The sequence below is a fragment of the Lentzea sp. NBC_00516 genome (assembly GCF_036346835.1).
Taxonomy (GTDB): domain Bacteria; phylum Actinomycetota; class Actinomycetes; order Mycobacteriales; family Pseudonocardiaceae; genus Lentzea; species Lentzea sokolovensis.
Window position 1 is genome coordinate 1716161 of the sequence record NZ_CP107840.1, and the last position, 17813, is coordinate 1733973.

The 17813-nt window shown below is 69.6% G+C and carries 14 protein-coding genes; 7 read left to right on the forward strand and 7 right to left on the reverse strand.

Features of this window, described 5'->3' with window-relative positions:
• Nucleotides 1–12: 12 nt before the first annotated feature.
• From OG205_RS07620 to OG205_RS07645, 6 genes are all read left to right on the forward strand, one after another.
• Nucleotides 13–1923 (forward strand): FAD/NAD(P)-binding protein, encoded by a 1911-nt coding sequence (locus tag OG205_RS07620; RefSeq protein WP_330275533.1) that lies wholly within the window; start codon nt 13–15, stop codon nt 1921–1923.
• Between the two features lie 71 nt (nt 1924–1994).
• Entirely contained in the window at nt 1995–3326 is a 1332-nt protein-coding gene (locus OG205_RS07625; RefSeq protein WP_442916809.1) for a class-II fumarase/aspartase family protein, read from the forward strand.
• Nucleotides 3323–4642 (forward strand): 3-deoxy-7-phosphoheptulonate synthase, encoded by a 1320-nt coding sequence (locus OG205_RS07630; RefSeq protein WP_330275535.1) that lies wholly within the window; start codon nt 3323–3325, stop codon nt 4640–4642. The genes OG205_RS07625 and OG205_RS07630 overlap by 4 nt, the downstream gene beginning before the upstream one ends.
• 631 nt (nt 4643–5273) lie before the next feature.
• Entirely contained in the window at nt 5274–6086 is an 813-nt protein-coding gene (locus tag OG205_RS07635) for a hypothetical protein (protein WP_330275536.1), read from the forward strand.
• Nucleotides 6083–6940, forward strand: a complete 858-nt coding sequence (locus OG205_RS07640) for an LLM class flavin-dependent oxidoreductase (protein WP_330275537.1) — start codon at nt 6083–6085, stop codon at nt 6938–6940. Before OG205_RS07635 ends, OG205_RS07640 begins: the two co-directional genes overlap by 4 nt.
• A 160-nt stretch (nt 6941–7100) precedes the next feature.
• Nucleotides 7101–8537, forward strand: a complete 1437-nt coding sequence (locus tag OG205_RS07645; protein ID WP_330275538.1) for a hypothetical protein — start codon at nt 7101–7103, stop codon at nt 8535–8537.
• Here OG205_RS07645 and OG205_RS07650 read toward each other — a convergent pair.
• The 6 genes from OG205_RS07650 to OG205_RS07675 form a co-directional block, all read right to left on the reverse strand.
• On the reverse strand, nt 8502–9635 hold the full coding sequence (locus OG205_RS07650) for an amidohydrolase family protein (protein WP_330275539.1): 1134 nt from the start codon (nt 9633–9635) through the stop codon (nt 8502–8504). The genes OG205_RS07645 and OG205_RS07650 overlap by 36 nt on opposite strands.
• A 1-nt stretch (nt 9636) precedes the next feature.
• The gene (locus OG205_RS07655) at nt 9637–11766 is read right to left on the reverse strand and encodes a S9 family peptidase (RefSeq protein WP_330275540.1); all 2130 of its coding nucleotides are present in this window, start codon (nt 11764–11766) and stop codon (nt 9637–9639) included.
• On the reverse strand, nt 11763–12584 hold the full coding sequence (locus OG205_RS07660) for a class I SAM-dependent methyltransferase (protein ID WP_330275541.1): 822 nt from the start codon (nt 12582–12584) through the stop codon (nt 11763–11765). The genes OG205_RS07655 and OG205_RS07660 overlap by 4 nt, the downstream gene beginning before the upstream one ends.
• Nucleotides 12581–13162 carry an NADPH-dependent FMN reductase gene (locus OG205_RS07665; RefSeq protein ID WP_330275542.1) on the reverse strand — a complete coding sequence of 194 codons (582 nt, stop codon included), beginning with the start codon at nt 13160–13162 and terminating at the stop codon, nt 12581–12583. The genes OG205_RS07660 and OG205_RS07665 overlap by 4 nt, the downstream gene beginning before the upstream one ends.
• 17 nt (nt 13163–13179) lie before the next feature.
• On the reverse strand, nt 13180–15345 hold the full coding sequence (locus OG205_RS07670) for a YcaO-like family protein (protein ID WP_330275543.1): 2166 nt from the start codon (nt 15343–15345) through the stop codon (nt 13180–13182).
• Between the two features lie 65 nt (nt 15346–15410).
• Nucleotides 15411–15566 carry a hypothetical protein gene (locus OG205_RS07675; protein ID WP_330275544.1) on the reverse strand — a complete coding sequence of 52 codons (156 nt, stop codon included), beginning with the start codon at nt 15564–15566 and terminating at the stop codon, nt 15411–15413.
• A gap of 268 nt (nt 15567–15834) precedes the next feature.
• On the opposite strand from OG205_RS07675, the gene OG205_RS07680 reads away from it, so the two are divergent.
• Nucleotides 15835–17070 (forward strand): CapA family protein, encoded by a 1236-nt coding sequence (locus OG205_RS07680; RefSeq protein WP_330275545.1) that lies wholly within the window; start codon nt 15835–15837, stop codon nt 17068–17070.
• Here the strand turns inward: OG205_RS07680 and OG205_RS07685 are convergent.
• Complete coding sequence (locus tag OG205_RS07685; RefSeq protein WP_330275546.1) at nt 17048–17773, reverse strand: class I SAM-dependent methyltransferase; 726 nt, start codon at nt 17771–17773, stop codon at nt 17048–17050. The genes OG205_RS07680 and OG205_RS07685 overlap by 23 nt on opposite strands.
• Between the last annotated feature and the right edge of the window lie 40 nt (nt 17774–17813).

Below are 17813 nucleotides of genomic sequence, written 5' to 3' on the forward strand. Positions count from 1 at the left end.
GGTATCGTCGGAATGGGTCCGAGGGGTCTCTCGGTATTGGAAAGAATGTGTTCCAACTGGGCGCCCGTCGTGTTGGGCGACGAGCTTGAAGTTCATATCGTGGACCCTGCGGAGCACGGTTCTGGATCTGTGTGGAACACGCGGCAGTCGAGCGGATTCCTGATGAACACGGTGTGTTCACAGGTCACGGTTTTCCCTGATGACAGCGTGCGGATGGAAGGTCCGGTCCGCCGTGGCCCTTCGTTGTACGAATGGTCGAGATCGGTCGCGTCCACCGCGAGTCTCGACGACGGGAACGACACGATCAGGAGCGAGGCCAGGCGCCTGGGACCCGACTCCTATGCCACGCGCGCCTTCTACGGGCATTACCTCGTGTGGGCGCTGAGGGAGATGGTCCGGAGCGCTCCCGTCGGGGTGCGGATCGTCCACCATCGCCAGAGGGCGGTGGAGGTGGCCGAGGATCGGACCGGGGTGGACGGGACCCGATACTCGGTCCGGCTGGCCGACGGACAGCTGCTCGGCGGGCTGGACGCGGTCGTCCTGGCGCAGGGGCATCTGCCATCGCGGCCAGGGACTCGGGAGCGTGAACTCGGTGAGTTCGCGGCAGCCCGAGGTCTGCGGTACGTGGCGCCGGGCAACCCCGCCGACACCGACCTGGCTCCGATCGCACCGGGTGAACCCACACTGCTGCTGGGCCTCGGCCTGAACTTCTTCGACCACCTCGCGGTGCTGAGCACCGGCAGGGGCGGGCGGTTCGAGCGCCACGACGGAGTCCTCGTCTACCACCCTTCTGGCGACGAGCCTCAGCTGTACGCGGGGTCGCGCCGGGGCGTGCCGCTGCACGCGAGAGGCGAGAACCAAAAAGGCGCCCACGGCCGTCACCAGGCAGTTGTGCTGACCGAGGACGTCGTGCGGGCGTTGCGTTCCGCGCCGGTCGACTTCCGCGCAGACCTGTGGCCGTTGATCGCGAAGGAGGTCGAGACGGTCTACTACACGACCGAGCTGGCCTCACGGCTGGAACCGGTCGACGTGGCCAGGTTCTCCGGCCGGTACCGCTCGTGCGCCCGTGGCCAGGAGGAAGCGGTGCTGCTGGACGAGTACGGCATCGCGGAGGGCTCGCGATGGGACTGGACGCGGGTCGAGCATCCACTGGACCCGCTCGGGTTCCGGTCGCTGGAGGAGTTCCGCCCCTGGCTGCTGGCACACCTGCGCGACGACGTGGCCAGAGCGGCCGAGGGCAACGTGCGCGGACCGGTCAAGGCGGCGCTGGACGTCCTTCGCGACCTGCGCAACGAGATCCGGGCGGTGGTCGACCACGGCGGGCTGCACGGCCGCTCTCGTCGCGACGACCTCGAGCGCTGGTTCAGTCCGCTCAACGCATTCCTGTCCATCGGGCCTCCCGCCCGGCGGATCGAGGAATTGGCGGCGCTGATCTCCGCCGGCGTGCTCGACGTGCTCGGGCCCGGCACACGTGCTGAGGCCGACCACGCGGCGGGCACGTTCCTCGCGGTCGCCGACCTGATGCCGAAGCCGATGCCCGTCCGGGTGGTGATCGACGCGCGTATGCCGGCGCCCGACATCCGCACGGCCGACGACGAGCTGCTCCAGCGTCTGCTCGCCACCGGGCGCTGCAGGCCGCATCGCGTACCCGACGGTGAGGGCGGCGTCCTGGAGACGGGCGGACTGGACGTGACCCCCAGACCTGCCAGGGTGATCGCCGCCGACGGCGCCCCGGCCCCCGGGCTGTACGCGCTCGGCGTGCCGACCGAGTCGGTGCACTGGGTGACCGCGGTGGGCATCCGGCCCTGCTCGGCCTCGGCGACCGTCGGCGACGCGGACGCGATCGCGCGGGCCGTGCTCGGTCCGCATCGCGTTCCTCGCGACGTGCGTGAGGACATCAGCGTGCTCGGGAGGGCAATGTGATCCACACCGGGTACGACCTCCGCGACACGGGACTGCTGTCGCCGGTGCGGGCGACGACCGCGGTGGAGGCGATGACGTCCGACGAGGCGTGGCTGCGTGCGATGTGCGCGGCGGAGGCCGGACTCGCCCGCGCCCAGGCCAGGGTCGGCACCGTTCCCGCGGCCGCCGCCGAAGTGATCACCGAGGTCGCCCGCGACGGGTGCTTCGACACCGCCGGGATCGCCGCGCGTTCCCGTGGCGCGGCGAACCCGGTCGTCGCCGTGGTCGCGGATCTCACCGCGCGCGTCGCCGCCGTCGACCCGGCCGCCGCCGAGTACGTCCACCGCGGCTCCACCAGCCAGGACGTCCTCGACACGGCCTGCTGCCTGGTCGTCGCGCAGGTGCTGGTCCACGTCAGGCAGGACCTCGCCACGGTGATCGGCGCGCTGGAGGACCTGGCCGACCGGCACCGTCGCACCGTCATGGCCGGCCGCACGCTCACCCAGCACGCCGTGCCCACGACGTTCGGGCTCAAGGCGGCAGGATGGCTGCACCTGGTGCGGGAAGCGGACATCAGGGCACGGCACCTGCTGCGGCGGGGCCTGCCCGTGCAGATCGGTGGTGCGGCCGGAACCATGGCGGGCTACCTGGAGCACGCCCGGCTGCACTTCGGCCCTGACCGGCTTCCCGCGGACTACGCCGCGAACCTCATCACCGCCTATGCCGACGAGATGGGCCTGGCCGAGCCCGTGGTGCCATGGCACGTCCTGCGCACGCCGATCGTCGACACCGCCGCGTGGTGTGCGCTGCTCACCGGAGCGCTCGGCAAGATCGCCCTTGACGTGCAGTCGTTGTGCCGCACCGAGATCGCCGAACTCGGCGAGCCCCTCGCCGTCGGCAGGGGAGTCTCCTCCGCGATGCCGCAGAAGCAGAATCCCAGCCTCGCCACGCTGATCCGGTCCGCGGCGCTGCAGGTGCCCGGTCTCGCCTCGACCCTCGCCCACTGCATGCTCGCCGAGGACGAGCGGCCTGCCGGAACCTGGCACGCGGAGTGGCAGCCGCTCAGGGAGTGCCTGCGTCTGGCGGGCGGCGCCGCGCACACCGCGGTGGAACTGATCACCGGTCTGCGCGTGCACGCCGACCGGATGCGGGCCAACCTGGAGATCACTCGTGGGGCGATCGTGGCCGAACGTCTTTCGGCGCACCTGACGCCGCACCTGGGAAAGGTGACGGCGATGCGTGCGGTCGCGACCGCCGTCGGCCGAGGCGGGGAACTCGCGGAGGCGCTGGCGCAGGACGCGGATGTGGCGGCGGTGCTCGACGCCGGCACGCTGGAGCGTCTGTGCGACCCCACGGACTATCTCGGCGCGACCGACCAGCTCGTACAGCGCGTGCTGCGCGCAGGGGACCGAGGCGCCGAGTGACAGCGGTGCCCGCCCAGGGTGTTGCGGCGTGGAATCAATCGGAGTGGAGCCCGTCGACCTGGCGCGACAAGGTCGCCGCCCACCAGCCGGACTGGCCGGACTCCTGCGGACTCACCGGTGCGCGGTTGCGGCTGGCGAGCGCGCCGCCGCTCACGACCCCCGAGGACATCCGCTCGGTCCGGCGCGCTCTCGCCGAGGTCGCCGCGGGCAGGGCGTACGTCATGCAGGGCGGTGACTGTGCCGAACCGTTCGGCTTCGCCGCGCGTAGGGGCGCACTGGCCAAGGACAACATCCTGGGTGTGCTGTCGGAGCGGATCAGCCGCGCGATGGACGTACCGGTACTCGCGATCGCACGACTGGCGGGCCAGTTCGCGAAACCGCGCTCCGAACCGACGGAGGTCATCGACGGCGAGGCGATGCCGACCTTCCGCGGGCTCGCGGTGAACAGCCCGCACCCCGTGGCGCTCCGGCGGGTTCCGGACGTACAGCGGATGGTCGCCGCCTATCACGCAGCACGTGCGGTGATGTCGGAGTTGCGCGGCTTGGCCCGGCGGCGGAACCGGGCGCCCGCATGGATCGGGGAGTCGCTCGGCGCCGTCGGCGACCACTACGGCCGCACCCGCCGCGACGGCGAAATGCGCTGGCGGCACAATGGCGTGTGGGTCAGCCACGAAGCCTTGCTGCTGGACTACGAGGAGGCCTTGGTCAGGTTCGACCCGAGCACCGGCGGCTGGTACCTCACGTCCACCCACTTCCCCTGGATCGGCGAGCGCACCCGTGCCGTCGACGGCGCGCACGTCGAGTTCATGGCCGGGATCGGCAACCCGGTCGGCTGCAAGATCGGTCCTGGCGCCGTTCCGGAAGAGGTCGTCTCACTGTGCGCGCGACTCGACCCGGAACGCGAACCGGGCAGACTGACGTTGATCTGCCGGCTCGGCGCGCACCGGGTCCGGACCCTGCTGCCTCCACTGGTGCGCGCGGTGCGCGACGCGGGTCATCCGGTCGTGTGGATGTGCGATCCCATGCACGGCAACACAAGGATCACCAGTGGCGGCGTCAAGACTCGGCACCTGGACGACATCGCCGGCGAGGCGGCGGCGTTCCACGAGACCCTGCACGAACTGGGCCAGTGGCCGGGAGGGGTGCATCTCGAACTCGCGGGGGAGGACGTGACGGAGTGCGTCGGCGGCTCGCGCGTGCCCGACGAGGCCGCGCTCACCCGCCGGTACACCTCGCTGTGCGACCCACGGCTCAACAACGAGCAGGCCCTGCTGATGGTCGAGAGCCTGCCGGCTCGTTCGGTTTCGCGGCTCTGAGAGCAGTGTCTGACGGTGTCGAGAAACGTGGTGAGGCGCGACGCGCAGATGAGAGCGCGAGACGTGCAACTGGCCTGCCTGCACCCGTTGGCGCTCCCGATTGAACTGTGCCGAGCGCCGTGAAAGACAATTTCGCTGGATAAGCGGCTCGGGACGCAGATCTCGATGAAATGGAGGTGTTTCGAGGTCCCGCAGGCGGGGTATTGCGCGCCTTCGGGTGCTGCGCAAGCGTCTAGCTTGGCGCACTCACAGTCACTTCCCGACCACCCGATCGGCCGAGTTCCGCAATGCTGATCGGTTCTAAGCTGGCCAGTGGCGACCTGGGGGAGCCTGTAGTGCCGAATCGGTGCGATGTTGCTTTGTCACTGCCTTCGGTGATTTCTCTGTGCGGGATCAGCGCTTCCGGATTTCCGCCTGTGGCGCAGCCTCCCCGGTGCCTCCGCTCGGCTTAGGGGAAGGGGCATTGGTGGACGACGTTCTACGACAAGTTTCTGCTGACTGGTCCGAAGTTCCGGTGGCCGACATCGCTGTCACCGAATCGCCTCGGCTCGACGGTGAGAACGACGATCACGTTCGGGTTCTCGCGGAATCCGAGGCTGTTCTTCCGCCCATAATCGTGCACCGGTCGACCATGCGGGTGATCGACGGCGCGCACCGGCTCAGGGTGGCGCTGGACCGCGGCGACGAGCGGATCAAGGTCCGGTTCTTCGACGGACCCGAACGGGACGCGTTCGTCCTCGCGGTGCAGGTCAACACCGTGCACGGCTTGCCTCTGACGAAGGACGACCGGAGTGCGGCGGCGTTGAAGATCCTGACGACGCACCCGCACTGGTCGGATCGCACGGTCGCGGTCAAGGTAGGGCTCGCGCACAAGACGATCGGCGCGTTGCGACGCAGGTGTCTGAGTGGCGAGCAGAACCAGTTGGACGCCAGGATCGGTCGTGACGGCCGGATGCGGCCACTCGACCAGGTTGCTCGGCGTGGCCTGGCGGAGGACTTCATCAAACGCAACCCCGACGCCTCTCTCCGCACGATCGCGCGTGCTGTGGGGATCTCGCCGGAAACGGCCCGCAGTGTGCGCAACGAGCTCCGCAGTGGATCAGCCAGGGCCGTCGAGGACGAGGCGGGGCGCGACGTCGGCACCTCGCTCCGGTCGCCTGACGAAGGCCTGATCGTCCGTCAGCTCCGCAGCGATCCCGCCATCCGCTTCACCGAGAGCGGCAGGGCCCTGCTGAGACTTCTCGACGCGGGCGCGGTGGACCCCGGCAGTTGGCGGCAGCTGGTGGAGAACGTGCCGGTTCACTGGCTGTCCACGTTGGTCGAGCTCACTCGCAGGCGTGCGGAGAAATGGCAGGGGTTCAGCGAGTGGATCGCCTGTCAGGCGGAAAAGCAGGACGATGTCGAGGCGTCATTTTCTTGTTCGGCTTCGGAGAGGACCTCATGAAGGTAGGAATCGGACTGCCGCCGCACGATCCCATTTCTCTCGTCGATTGGGCGCGCCGGATCGAAAAAGGGCCTTTCAGTGCGATCGGCATGTTGGACCGCATCGTTTACCACAGCCCCGACCCCCTCATAACCCTTGCTGTGCTCGCCGGCGTCACGACGCGAGTCCGGTTGCAGACCGAGGTGCTGCTGGCGCCGCTGAGGAACACCGCGCTGCTGGCGAAGCAGGTGGCGAGCCTCGACCGCCTGTCCGGTGGTCGTTTCGTGCTCGGCCTCGGTGTGGGCAACTACCGGGGGCCGCGCTACGACGACTACAAGGTCGCCGGTGTGGATCGGCACACGCGCGGCCGGCGCCTCGACGAACAGGTGGCCGAGATGCGGCGCATCTGGAAAGGCGAACCGTACGACGCGGAGACCGACCCGATCGGCCCTCAGCCGACGAGGCCCGGCGGGCCCGAGATCCTGTTCGGGGGCTTCCGCCCGCGCGCACTGGCCCGCATCGCGCGCTTCGGTGACGGTTTCCTCGCCGCGGGACCGCCGCCGTACGTCGGTCACCTCATGAAGGAGGTGTACGGGCACTGGCGCGCGGCAGGCCGGTCCGGCTCTCCGCGAGTGGTGGCGCACTGCTACGTGGCACTGGGTGGAGAGGACGTCGTCGACGACGCACGCACCACCTTGGTCGACTACTACGACTACACCGGAGAGGCAGGCGGAATTGCCGAATACATGGTGACGACTCCGCGGGATCTCCGAATTGCCATTGACCGGTACTCGGATCTCGGTGTCGACGAAGTGATGTGCTATTGCTGGGCCAGGGACGCCGGTCAGGTCGAGCGAATCGCGGACGTGTTGTAGTAATGAAGCTGCCGGTGGGTTGCTCTTGCTGTCGTCGTCGTACCGCCGGTAGCTTGATCCGCTTGTGGGGTGGGGAACCGGTTCCGGCAAGAACCGAAACTGACCGAACCGAAGTCGCGATCGACTGATCGAGTGGTCGCCTGGTCGTCGGAGTGATGCCGTGGGAAAAAGCGACAAGCAGACCGCTGACGCGTCCACGAGCCTGCGGTCCATGTTCTCCGGACGGCGTGGAGCGCTCCTGCTCGCACTGCTGTTCACGGAGTTCGGTGGCGCGGTGCAGAGCATCGCCTACTCGTCGGTGCTGCCGATCGCGGCCGAGGACCTGCACGGCGCGGGCCTGTACGGCGCCACGCTGGCGGCCGGTTCGTTCACCCAGATCCTCGTGCTGGCGATCGGGTCCGCGCCCTTCGCGCGGTTGCGGCCCATCACCCTGCTGGGAACCGCGACGGTGCTCTTCGTGGTCGGGTCGGTGGTCGCGGTCGCCGCGGTGTCGATGTCGATGATCCTCATCGGCACCGTCGTGCGAGGCATCGCGGGAGGCATGCTCGCCGGGTTCGGCCTGTCGATCCTCGGCGGTCTGTTCGGTGACAAGGAACGCACTCGCGTCTACGGGCTGTTCGCGATGATGTGGCTCCTCCCGTCGATGGTCGGCCCCGCGATCAACGCCGTCGTCACGCTCGCGTGGGGCTGGCGCGCCGCACTCGCGTGGCCTGCGTTGCTCGTCATCGCGGGCCGGATGCTCATCGGAAAGAACATCGACCTGGTCCCGTGGAAGAACAGCACGGCGGCACGGCCATCCCTCACGTGGGTCGCCGTGCTGCTGGGCGGACTCGTCCTGGCGACGGTGGCCACCCTTCCCAAGGGCGCCACCGGAATCGCACTGCTGGTCGTCGGCTGCGTGCTCGCCACGGTCGCCAGTGTGCGCATCCTGCAGATCCAGGTGGGGTCGGAACGGGCTCGGCTGGGGAAAGTCGTCCTGCTGTTCCTGCTCTGCCTGTGCTACTTCGGCGGGGCCGGCATCGTCTCGCTGGCCGCCATCACAGGACTCGGCTACGGCATCGTCGCCGGAACCGTCGTCGTCGGCGCCGGCCTGCTCACGTGGTCCCTCACCGGGTTCAAACCCGAACTCGCCGACCGGTGGATCCCCAAACCGCAGGTGACCGGCCTCGTTCTGGTCACAGTCGCCCTGATCGCCGCGGTCGCGACCCAGACCTTCCTCACCGGCACCACGGCACTGGTCGTGCTGATCGGCAGCTGGTTCCTCGCCGGTGCGGGAATGGGCATCTCCTACCCGAGGTTCTCCGCCTCGGCGATGGACGAGCTGCCGCCGGAACGGGTCCTGCCCGTGGCGACCGCGGTGGCGTTCTCCGAGACGGCGGGGACCGCGATCGCGGGCTTCGTCGGCGGCGGGACGTACTCGGTCCTGCGGTCACTCGGGTACGCCGCGACGACCGCCCTGAGTTGGGGTTTCCTCCTGCTCGCTGCCTTCGGTGCCGGATCTGTCGTGCTGTACAGATGGCTGTGGACCGGGCAACCGGCGGCGGGGGAGCCCGTCGACACCTCAGGAGTGCACCGACGCGCCGCCGATGATGACTGAGGCCGGTCGGCGGGTGGCGGTGACGTCCACCGACGGATCTCCTCGAAGCAGGACGAGGTCCGCCATCGCACCCGGCCGGATCTCCCCGCGTTCCCCCAGATCGAACGCAGCGGCGACCGCGGAGGTCGCCGCTCGCAGCGCGGCCGTGGCATCCAGCCCGCACGCGGTCAGCAACTCCAGTTCGCAGTGCAGGGCGGCACCTGGCACGACCCCGGGAAAGGCGGCATCGGTGCCCGCGAGCAGCCGGACACCGCGGTCGTTCGCCTCGGCGACGAACGCCAGGGCCGCCTCCCACTCGGCCCGCCGGGGTTGCGCACAGGCCAGTCGATCCAGATAGGCACGCCAACGAGGACCGATCAGCGCCCCGATCGGGCTGGCCGTCAGCGTGTCCGCCACCCGCACGCCGCAGAGCGAGGCAGTGGCGGACAGCGTGGTCACCACGAAGACGTCCCGTGCTCTCAACGCGTCCACCACGTCCGCGCGAGCGACGGCATCGACGGCGATCACCGCGTGCGCCAGTCCGTCCACACCGGACTCGATCGCGAGGGCCGCGGTGGTCGCGGTAGGGGCGTGCGCGACCACCGTCATGCCGTGGTCGTGGGCCGCCAGGCACAGATCGCGCAGCCGCCGGGAGGACAACGTCGGCAAGGCGACCCCGGCCAGCGAGCCGTCCTCCACGAACACCTTGAGGAAAGCGCTGCCCTCTGCTTGCCGGGCACGGACGAACTCCTCTGGCGAGTCCTCCGCTCGCAGCGACGGAAAAGGCTCGTACGCCCCTCCTGCCAACTGGTGCGGGTGCCCACCGGGAACGGTGGCGCCCACCCCCGCCGTGACGAAGAACGCCCCGGACTCCTCGCACAGCGCCCGTGCGACCCCAGGGGTGCAGAACATGTCGACGGCAGCGGTCACGCCGAAGTAGGGCAATCGCTGCAGGTAGCCGGGGAACAGGTGCACGTGTGCGTCGATCAGGCCGGGAACGGCGGTCAGGCCGGTCGGTGCTCGTCCGGCTCGTGCGGCCTCGACGCCGCGCACCACACCGTCCAGCACGGCGATGGTGCTTGGCCCGTGCCAGGAGAAGCCGTCGAAAAGCCGATCCACCTCAAGCAGCATCGGTGGACGCCGGGGACTCGGTGGAGGGCCGCACCACGCTCAGGATCCAGGCGGAGATCATCGCTTCGACGCGACGCTGCTCGTGCCGGCCCGTTTTGCCACGATGCCCCGCCTGGAACTCGGTGTGCAGGAGGAACGGGCCACCGGTCGCCTCGGCACGCAGCCGGGCGATCCACTTGGCTGATTCGTGGAAGCGGACCCTGGTGTCGTTCATGCTCGCCAGCGCCAGCACGGCCGGATAACGCCGGTGCGCGACGTTCTCGTACGGCGAAAAGGACTTGATGCGCGCATAGGCCTCGGGGTCCGCCACGGGGTTGCCCAGCTCCTCCCACTCGGTCCTCGTCAACGGCAGACTCGGGTCGAGCAGCGTCGTGAGCGGATCGACGAACGGGACCCTGGCGACGACACCCGCGAAGAGGCCGGGCTCCTGGTTGGCGGCGGCTCCCACGAGCAGCCCGCCTGCGGAGGTTCCCTTCGCCACCAGCCGTTCCGGCGAGGTCCATCCCCTTGCGACCAGATGACGTGCGCACGCGATGAAGTCGTCGAACGTGTTCTGCTTGTGCTCCAGTTTTCCGGCGGCATGCCACGGGCGACCGAAATCGCCACCGCCCCGCACGTGGGCCACCGCGTAGGCCACTCCCCGGTCGAGCAGCGAGAGCCGGGAAATCGAGAACCCCACGTCGGCGGCCCGTTCGTAGGCGCCGTAGCCGTACAGGACCATCGGCGCTCCGCCGTCCCGCCGCAGGTCGCGGCGGGCCACGACCGTCACGGGCACTCTGGTCCCGTCGGGGGAGGTCACCCACTCCCGGTGAATCGCGTAATCATTGCCGTTGAAGGCTTTCCCGTCCGGTCGGGCACGGACCGGACGTTGTCTCAACGGCGTCAGGTCGCCGCTGTCCATGTCGCACTCGTAGACGGTCTCCGGGGTCACGGCCGACGCGTACGTCAGGCGGAACCGCCCGGCGTCGAACTCCGGGTTGGCCGCGGGAGCGACCAGGTGCACGTCCTCGGGAAACCCGATCTCCCTGAGTTTCCCGCCGGACAGCACGCTGAGTCCTGTGGTGCCGTCGCGGCGGAAGTAGACCATCGTGTGCCGGGCGAAGGTCATCGCCCACAGGATCCTGGTGTCCTGCTGGTGAGGCACCAACGGGATCCAGTCGGCCCAGTCGGTGGGCGAGGTCTCGGCCAGGGCGAAGTTGGGCGCGTTGTCGTTGTGCAGTACGACGAGCCGGTCGGTGCCGTCCGGATCGACCCGGTGGTCGACGTCGTAGTACAGCCCTGCCCGGCGCTCACGGACCCGCCGGAACGCCGCCCGTGGCGTGGCGGAGTCCAGCAGGTGGATCTCGGTCGAAGTCGTGCTGGCGGTGCGCAGGTACACGAACTTCTCGCTGCGGGTGACGCCGAGGGTGACCCAGAAGTGCTCGTCCGGTTCCTCGTAGGCCACCTCGTCGTCCGCCACGTCGGTGCCGAGCACGTGGCGCCGCACGCGGTGCGGCCGCCAGGAAGAGTCGACCTCGGCGTAGAACAGGACGGAGTCGTCCGCCGACCAGGCGCACGTGTAGAAGGCTCCCCGGATCGCGTCCGGCAGCGTCTCCCCGGTGAGCAGGTTCCTGACGTGCAGCGTGAACCGCTCGTCTCCCTGAGAGTCCACCGAATAGGCCAGATGCGTGCCGGAAGGGCTGACCTTGAACGCGCCGAGTGCGAAGGACCCTTCAGCGGCGGCGATCTCGTTGCCGTCGAGGAGCACCTGCTCGCCCACGAACGCCCGTTCGCCGGACTTCGCCGGCAGGTTCCCGGTGCCGCTGGCCGGGCACCTGCAGTACAGCGGGTACTGCAGGCCCTCCTCGGTCCGCGTGTAGTACCACCATTCGCCCTTGCGGGTGGGCACCGACAGATCTGTCTCCACGGTCCTGGCCGCGATCTCGTCCGCGATCTGCTCGCGCAGCCCCGCCTGGCCGGCGGTCATCGCGTCGAAGTAGTCGTTCTCGGCGACCAGGTGTGCCGACACGGCAGGGCTCTCGGCGTCGGCGAGCCAGGAGTACTCGTCGACCGTGCGGTCGCCGTGGTGTTCGCGGTGTACGGGGTGCTGTTCGGCCGACGGTGGGACGATCCCGGTCATCGGTCCGCCTTCCTCGCGAGCACCGCGTAGGTCGTCGCGACCTTGCGGCGGTCGCGCTCCGCCATCTGCGGGAACGCGCACCGGCCCGCGGGGACCGTGTCCGGGTACTCGGCGAAGGCGGCGAGTTCGAGCCGGGCGTCGAGCAGGCTCTGCACGACGGCGCTGGGCGGCCAGGGGCGCAGGTGCTTCGCTTCGAGACCGTCGTCGGGGACGTTCAGCTCGCCGATGTGACCGTCTGCCCAGCCCCGATAGCTGATCTGCGGTGCGAAGTAGCTGATCCCGGTGCTGCGCAGCGTGTCCGACCGGCTGTCGAACAGCCACATCATGGGGTGGAAGTCGTACAGGAGGAACCATCCGCCGGGACGGAGCAGCCGGGCCACGGACCGTCCCCAGGTCCTGAGGTCGTGGATCCAGTGGATCGCGCCCTTGCCCGTGTAGACCAGCGACGCGGTCGCGTCCAGGTCGCGGGGGAGGTCGAGGACGTCGGAGGTGCGGAAGGACACCGGACGGCCCAGCGTCGTTGCGAGGGTCCTTGCCTGCTCGACGAGGTCCTCGGCGATGTCCACGCCGATCGCCTCCCTCGCCCCCAGGTTGGTGAGCGAGATGGTGTCCATTCCGCCTGCGCACTGCAGGTGCACGGCTCGGTCGCACCACTGGGAGAGCGGGCCGATCGCGGCGAGCAGTTCCCGTTCCACGGGCTGCAGCGTCACCCCTCCACCGCGCAGCAGGCCGGTCGCGGCGCGCGCCTGCTCCGCGTACCAGGACGCGGTCTGATTCCACGCCGTCCTGTTCTGCGCGTGCTTCTCCGCCGCGGTCACAGGGACACCTCCTGGGACGTCGTAGTGGTCGTGGTGATCCGGCGGACCGCGGCGCGGACCTGGTCGCGACCGAACGCGTCGGCCAGCGCCGGGGTGCCGTCGAACGCGAGCTCGCTGAGCTCCAGGTGGTGCGGATCGACCCACGCGCCCAAGGCCTTGCAGGTGATCTCCAGTGCCGCCGTCGCACCTCGCTGGAACGTGTAGGTGCCGCGCAGCGCACCACCGCCGACCGCGGCGACCAGAACCTTCTTGCCGGTGAGCGGACCGATCTGGTCGTCCTTGGCCAGATGCAGCGTGTCGAGGAGGTTCTTCACCGCCCCCGAGAGGGTTCCGCCGTAGATCGGAGTCGCGAGCACCACGCACCGCGCGGAGCCGACAGCGTCCACCAGGCGGCGCACCGGCGGGTCGTCGAGCGTCGCCACATCCGGGTCGAACATCGGCAGCGCGAGTTCGGCCACGGTGAGCACACCGGCGGAGACACCAAGCTCCTTCGCGGTGTGCACGCTCAGGGCGAGCAGTTCGTTCGTCAGCGACCGGCGGCGTGTGCTGCCCCCGAGCGCCAGCATCTCCACAGTCATGCGCGAACTCCGTTCTGTCAGGCGTACGGGATGGGGAACTGCCACACCTCGCCCTCGTCGACGGGCCGCTCGCGCCAGCCCAGGGCGACCGGTTCGGTCAGCACCCTGCCGCCGCCCAGAGGCGGGAAGGCCGTCGGAAAGTTGGGCACCAGGCCGGGTACGAGCACCCGGACCGCGTGCCAGCCCGTGGCGGCGACGTCGGGCGTGGTGAGGTCGACCACGATCGGGTCGTACCCGGCTGCCGCCAGCCGCCGCAGGTACGGCTCGGGACGCCGCTCCTCGAGGCGGGGCAACGAGTTCCAGGCCACCTGCGCGGTGTCGTCCCACCGTTCGACGACCTGGGCGCGTGCGCGAGGGTCCAGCTGGATCTGCAACTGGCAGAACAGGTCCGTGACGTCCCGGAAGTCGGAGCGGTACTCGTCGAGGTAGTGGCGATCGGCACGCACGGGCTTCACCGCCTGCCGGACACCGGGTACGTACGCGTCCCAGAAGCCCCCGTCCTCGTGCTGCATGTCGACGGCCGACTCCAGCAGGCCGAACGCCTCCAGCAGCGCCTTGCGCGCCGCGTCCTCCGGTGTGGCCCTCGTCGCGTGGCCGAGCGCAAGGACACCGGAACGGGGGTCGTCGACCACGGCGGCCACGGTCGGGATGCCGAACCGGTTGGGCACCGGGACGAATCGGACCGACATCGCCGTCCCGGCCGGCATCCGCTGCCGCACGAACTCGTCGACCGGCCCGGTGGAGGTCGGGAGCCGGTGGCCGCTGAGCCACCAGACCGCGACCGAGTCCCGCTCGACGACCTCCTCGAGCGCGTTGCACACGGCGGCGTCCCAGTCGGGTGCGGCGGCGATCCCCGGGTAGTGGGCGGGGTGCAGCGGCGGTGCCATCACCTGGCTCCCGCTGTTCCAGTTCACGAACACGAGCGAAGCGGGAACCAGCACCTCGTCTCCGTTGACCAGAGAGACGCCGCGCACCCAGTCGACCGGCAGGGACGTGGTGAACTCGATGAACGGGAAGCCCGGATTCCGGTGCTGGGCGGGGGAGAACAGGGCGAGAGTGCGCGGATCGACCGCGGCGGCACCCCGCCCGGCCAGCTCGTCGTAGCCGGCGTGGACGAGAGCGGACCGGTCGATCACGTTGCCGCAGTAGCGTTCGACTGCCTCACCGATCGCACCGGCCTCGGCGGCGGCCGCGTCGTCCCACGCGCTTCCGGCGTTGTGCAGGTTGGATGCCCAAGGCCACAGCCGGGACATGTCGGCCGTCCGGCTCTCGCGGTACACCAGCCCGCGAGGCATCTCGGTGCGGAAGTCGATGGGCCTCGTCTCCGTGACGATGCCGGTGCGTCCGTTGACGACGTCGTCCGGGCCGAGCGGGGAGGCCGTCGTGTCGGGCAGCGGATGGAACAGCGGTACGGGCACGGGCAGGACCGGGTCGGCCGAGGTGGAGAGGTCGTCGGTGCGGAGATGGACGTGGCGCCACGAGCCGAGTGCGTCGCCGCCGTTCAGCCAGATCGCGAGATCGGCGAAGAAGCAGGCCAGCGCCCAATGCACCGCAGCACCGGAATCGCGGCTCTCGTGAGTGAACACAGCAGGCGCGAGCCGAGCCCTGATTCGTTCGTCCCGGCGGGCCGTGGCGATCCAACGCGCCGCGAGGTCCCGGATCGTAGGGGTCGTGCCGGGTGCGACGAAGGGGCCGTACGCGGCGCCGGTCGACGTCAGGAAGAAGGGCGCCCACACCAGATCGCGGTCGAACGTGGTGTCCTCCCATGCGCCGAAGCGGGCCAGGTCGAAGCCGCCGGTGAGCGTCACCAGCACGTCGTCCGCCGGGTGGGAGGCGGCTGCGGCCGGGACGACCCTGACCGTGCCCACCGCACCTGCCAGCGCGTGGATGACGTCCTCTCCCGCACAACGCAGCAGCTCCTCATCCGCCAGCACGACCAGATCGCGTTGACGGTCAGGGGATTCCCGCTGCATCAGCCGGTTGAGACCGGAGAGAAGCTTCACTGTTTCTTGCGCCCCGTTCGGCGCGGATTCTTTCTGAACGCCGCTTCTGAGGATCTCGACGACCTCGTGCACGGCCATCGGGACTTCCAGGGTGCGGTGGTTGAGGACGAGCAGGGAACTGCCGCCCGGCTTCGCGTAGACCGAAATTCGGAGATCTGGTTTCGCCGCGGACGGGGGCATCGGTGCTCCTCGTGGAGATGGGAAGCGGTTCCGCGCGCCGGCACGCGGAACCGCCGGTCAACCGGTCAGTCCTGCGCCCACTCGAACTGGACGGGGGCCACCATGTTGTTGTTGCCCGGGATCGTCACGCGACCCAGGTCGTCCTGTTCCAGGTCGGGACCCCAGCTCTCAAGCAGGGTGTCCAGGTGCTCACCGATCTCACGTGTGTAGAAGTCGGCCATCGATCACACCTCCTCTCTCTGTTGCAGCACGGAATGTCGCAACTCGACCAATCAGGTCGTCGTGGCCACGAACGGCGCGACTTCGGGAGCGTCGCAGAACGGCGGCGGCGAAGTCAAAAGAACTGCCGGACAGTTTCACTGAATCTGATTCAGGCCGTCCAACTGGTTCTCGGATCCGGTTGGACGTCAATGTCGGAACGTCTGGATTTCTTGCGTGCAAGGCGTGTGAAAGGAATGTTCGTGGTTCACCGGAGGCGGCGGAGGGCGAATGCGCATCGTGCTTGTGGGCGACCTGATGGTGTCGCACTCGTTGCGGGACGAACCGGCGGCGTCGGCCCTCTCCGCGGTGAGGGGACTGCTGGCGCGCGCGGACGCGGGGTTCGCGAACTTCGAGTCGGTGGCGCACGACTTCCAATGGCCCCCGATGACGCCGAGCGGCGGTTCCTGGGCACGCACGCCACCGGAGGTGTGTGCCGAGTTGCGCGAACTCGGGGTGTCGCTCGTGTCGGTGGCCAACAATCACGCGGGCGACTACGGGCCGGCGGCCTTCGCATCGTCGCTCGCGACGCTGTCGGCGGCAGGTCTCGTCTACGCGGGCGGCGGGCAGGACGGCGTGACGGCGGCAGCGCCTGCGGTCCTGCGCACTTCAGCGGGGTCGATCGGGCTCGTCGCGGCAACGGCGACCTGCCCCGCGCACGCCGTTGCCACGAGATCCTGTGGCGCGGTTCCCGCGCGCTACGGCGTGAACACGTTGCGGCGCAAGGGCTCCTATCAGGTTCCCGGTAGGCATCTCGCGGCGCTCTCGGACGTGTCAGCCGAGTTCTTCGGCTCGGGAGGTGAGGACCGGGTCGTGTTCGGCGGGGTCGCGTTCGAGCGTGGCGATTCGTTCCACCGCGAGGAGAGCGTGGACGAGAACTCGTTGAACGTCCTGCTCGACGCTGTGCGGAAAGTCAGGTCCGAGTCGCGGGTCGTGCTCGTGAGCGTGCATTGCCACGCGAGGGAACGGGACCCGCACACGCCGCCCGCCTTCCTGGTCGGCGCTTGCCGCGCCCTGGTCGACGCGGGTGCGGACGTGGTCGTGGCCCACGGTCCGCATGTGGCGCGCCCGGTGGAGATCTACCGGGGTCGTCTCATCTGCTACGGCCTGGGCAGCCTTCTGCTGCGCCCCGACGACGCCGCGCAACCGGCCGAGGTGTACGCGGCGCACGGCCTGCGGCCCGGCGACGGGCCAGGGCTCACCGCACGACGGCTTCGCGGGCTGGCCGCGGGCGGGGAGGACTGCTCCGCGCTGGTGGTGGACGCGACCGTCGAGGGAGGGGCGTTGCGGCGCGTCGACGTGCACCCGGTGTTGCTCGACACCGATCCCGGATCGCCGTCCGCCGGTCTGCCGAGGCGGCTCTCGGCTGCCGAGTCGGACCTGGTGCTGGAACGGTCCGGCGTCGCGCGGCTCGACGTACCGCGCGGTCTCGTCGTCGCGGGAGTCAGCGCTTCACCGCGCGGATGACGTACGTCCTGGCAGGGATCTCGAAAGTCCTCGTGGAATCGCCGAACACGTGAAGCAGCGCGGCGCGGGTCGACGAGAGCCTTGCTGCCCGCTGCACCTCATCCAGCCGCAGGTAGGCCGAGTGGGTCGCGATGGTGCTCATCAGCGAGTCGATCGTGTGCTGCTGCGGATTGGCGAAAGAACGCTGCGCTTCGTCGGTGAAGAGGTCGACCGGGAAGTACCCGCGCCACTCGAACGGTTCCTCCTGCGAGGTGTCACCCCGGGAGACCTTCTCAATCCACCGCAGCTCGTCCGAGTTCCACAGGCCTGCCACCACTCCGCCCGGCCGCAACACCCTGGCGATCTCCGGATAGGCCCGTGCCCCGTCCACCCAGTGCAGGACCTGCCCGGCCAACACCGCGTCGACGTCGGCGTCGGGCAGGGGGATGTCCTCCGCCGACCCGGTCAGGGCGGTCACCCCGGGAATCGCGGTGGTGAGCTCCGCGAGCATCTCGGTGTCGGGTTCCACCGCGACGGCGTCGTGTCCGGCCGTCAGCACGGAGGCGGTGAGCTTTCCGGTCCCCGCGCCGAGGTCGAGGACCCGCGCGGGACGGTCGAGGCCAAGCGCCCACGACACGGCGTCGTCCGGGTATCCGGGCCGGTGCACCGCGTACTGGCCGGCGTTCGCGCCGAACACGAGCTGTGGTCCTCTGGATGCCGCCATGAGTCCAGACTGGAGCCAGCCCGGCCGGGCGGTCAACGTG

Bases quoted from the DNA above. Each gene is read 5' to 3' on its own strand.
- OG205_RS07675 (WP_330275544.1), bottom strand. From the start codon at position 15,566: ATGGCCGACTTCTACACACGTGAGATCGGTGAGCACCTGGACACCCTG.
- OG205_RS07670 (WP_330275543.1), bottom strand. From the start codon at position 15,345: ATGCCCCCGTCCGCGGCGAAACCAGATCTCCGAATTTCGGTCTACGCG.
- OG205_RS07635 (WP_330275536.1), top strand. From the start codon at position 5,274: ATGCGGGTGATCGACGGCGCGCACCGGCTCAGGGTGGCGCTGGACCGC.
- OG205_RS07655 (WP_330275540.1), bottom strand. From the start codon at position 11,766: ATGACCGGGATCGTCCCACCGTCGGCCGAACAGCACCCCGTACACCGC.
- OG205_RS07620 (WP_330275533.1), top strand. From the start codon at position 13: ATGGGTCCGAGGGGTCTCTCGGTATTGGAAAGAATGTGTTCCAACTGG.
- OG205_RS07640 (WP_330275537.1), top strand. From the start codon at position 6,083: ATGAAGGTAGGAATCGGACTGCCGCCGCACGATCCCATTTCTCTCGTC.
- OG205_RS07665 (WP_330275542.1), bottom strand. From the start codon at position 13,162: ATGACTGTGGAGATGCTGGCGCTCGGGGGCAGCACACGCCGCCGGTCG.
- OG205_RS07625 (WP_442916809.1), top strand. From the start codon at position 1,995: ATGACGTCCGACGAGGCGTGGCTGCGTGCGATGTGCGCGGCGGAGGCC.
- OG205_RS07685 (WP_330275546.1), bottom strand. From the start codon at position 17,773: ATGGCGGCATCCAGAGGACCACAGCTCGTGTTCGGCGCGAACGCCGGC.
- OG205_RS07680 (WP_330275545.1), top strand. From the start codon at position 15,835: ATGCGCATCGTGCTTGTGGGCGACCTGATGGTGTCGCACTCGTTGCGG.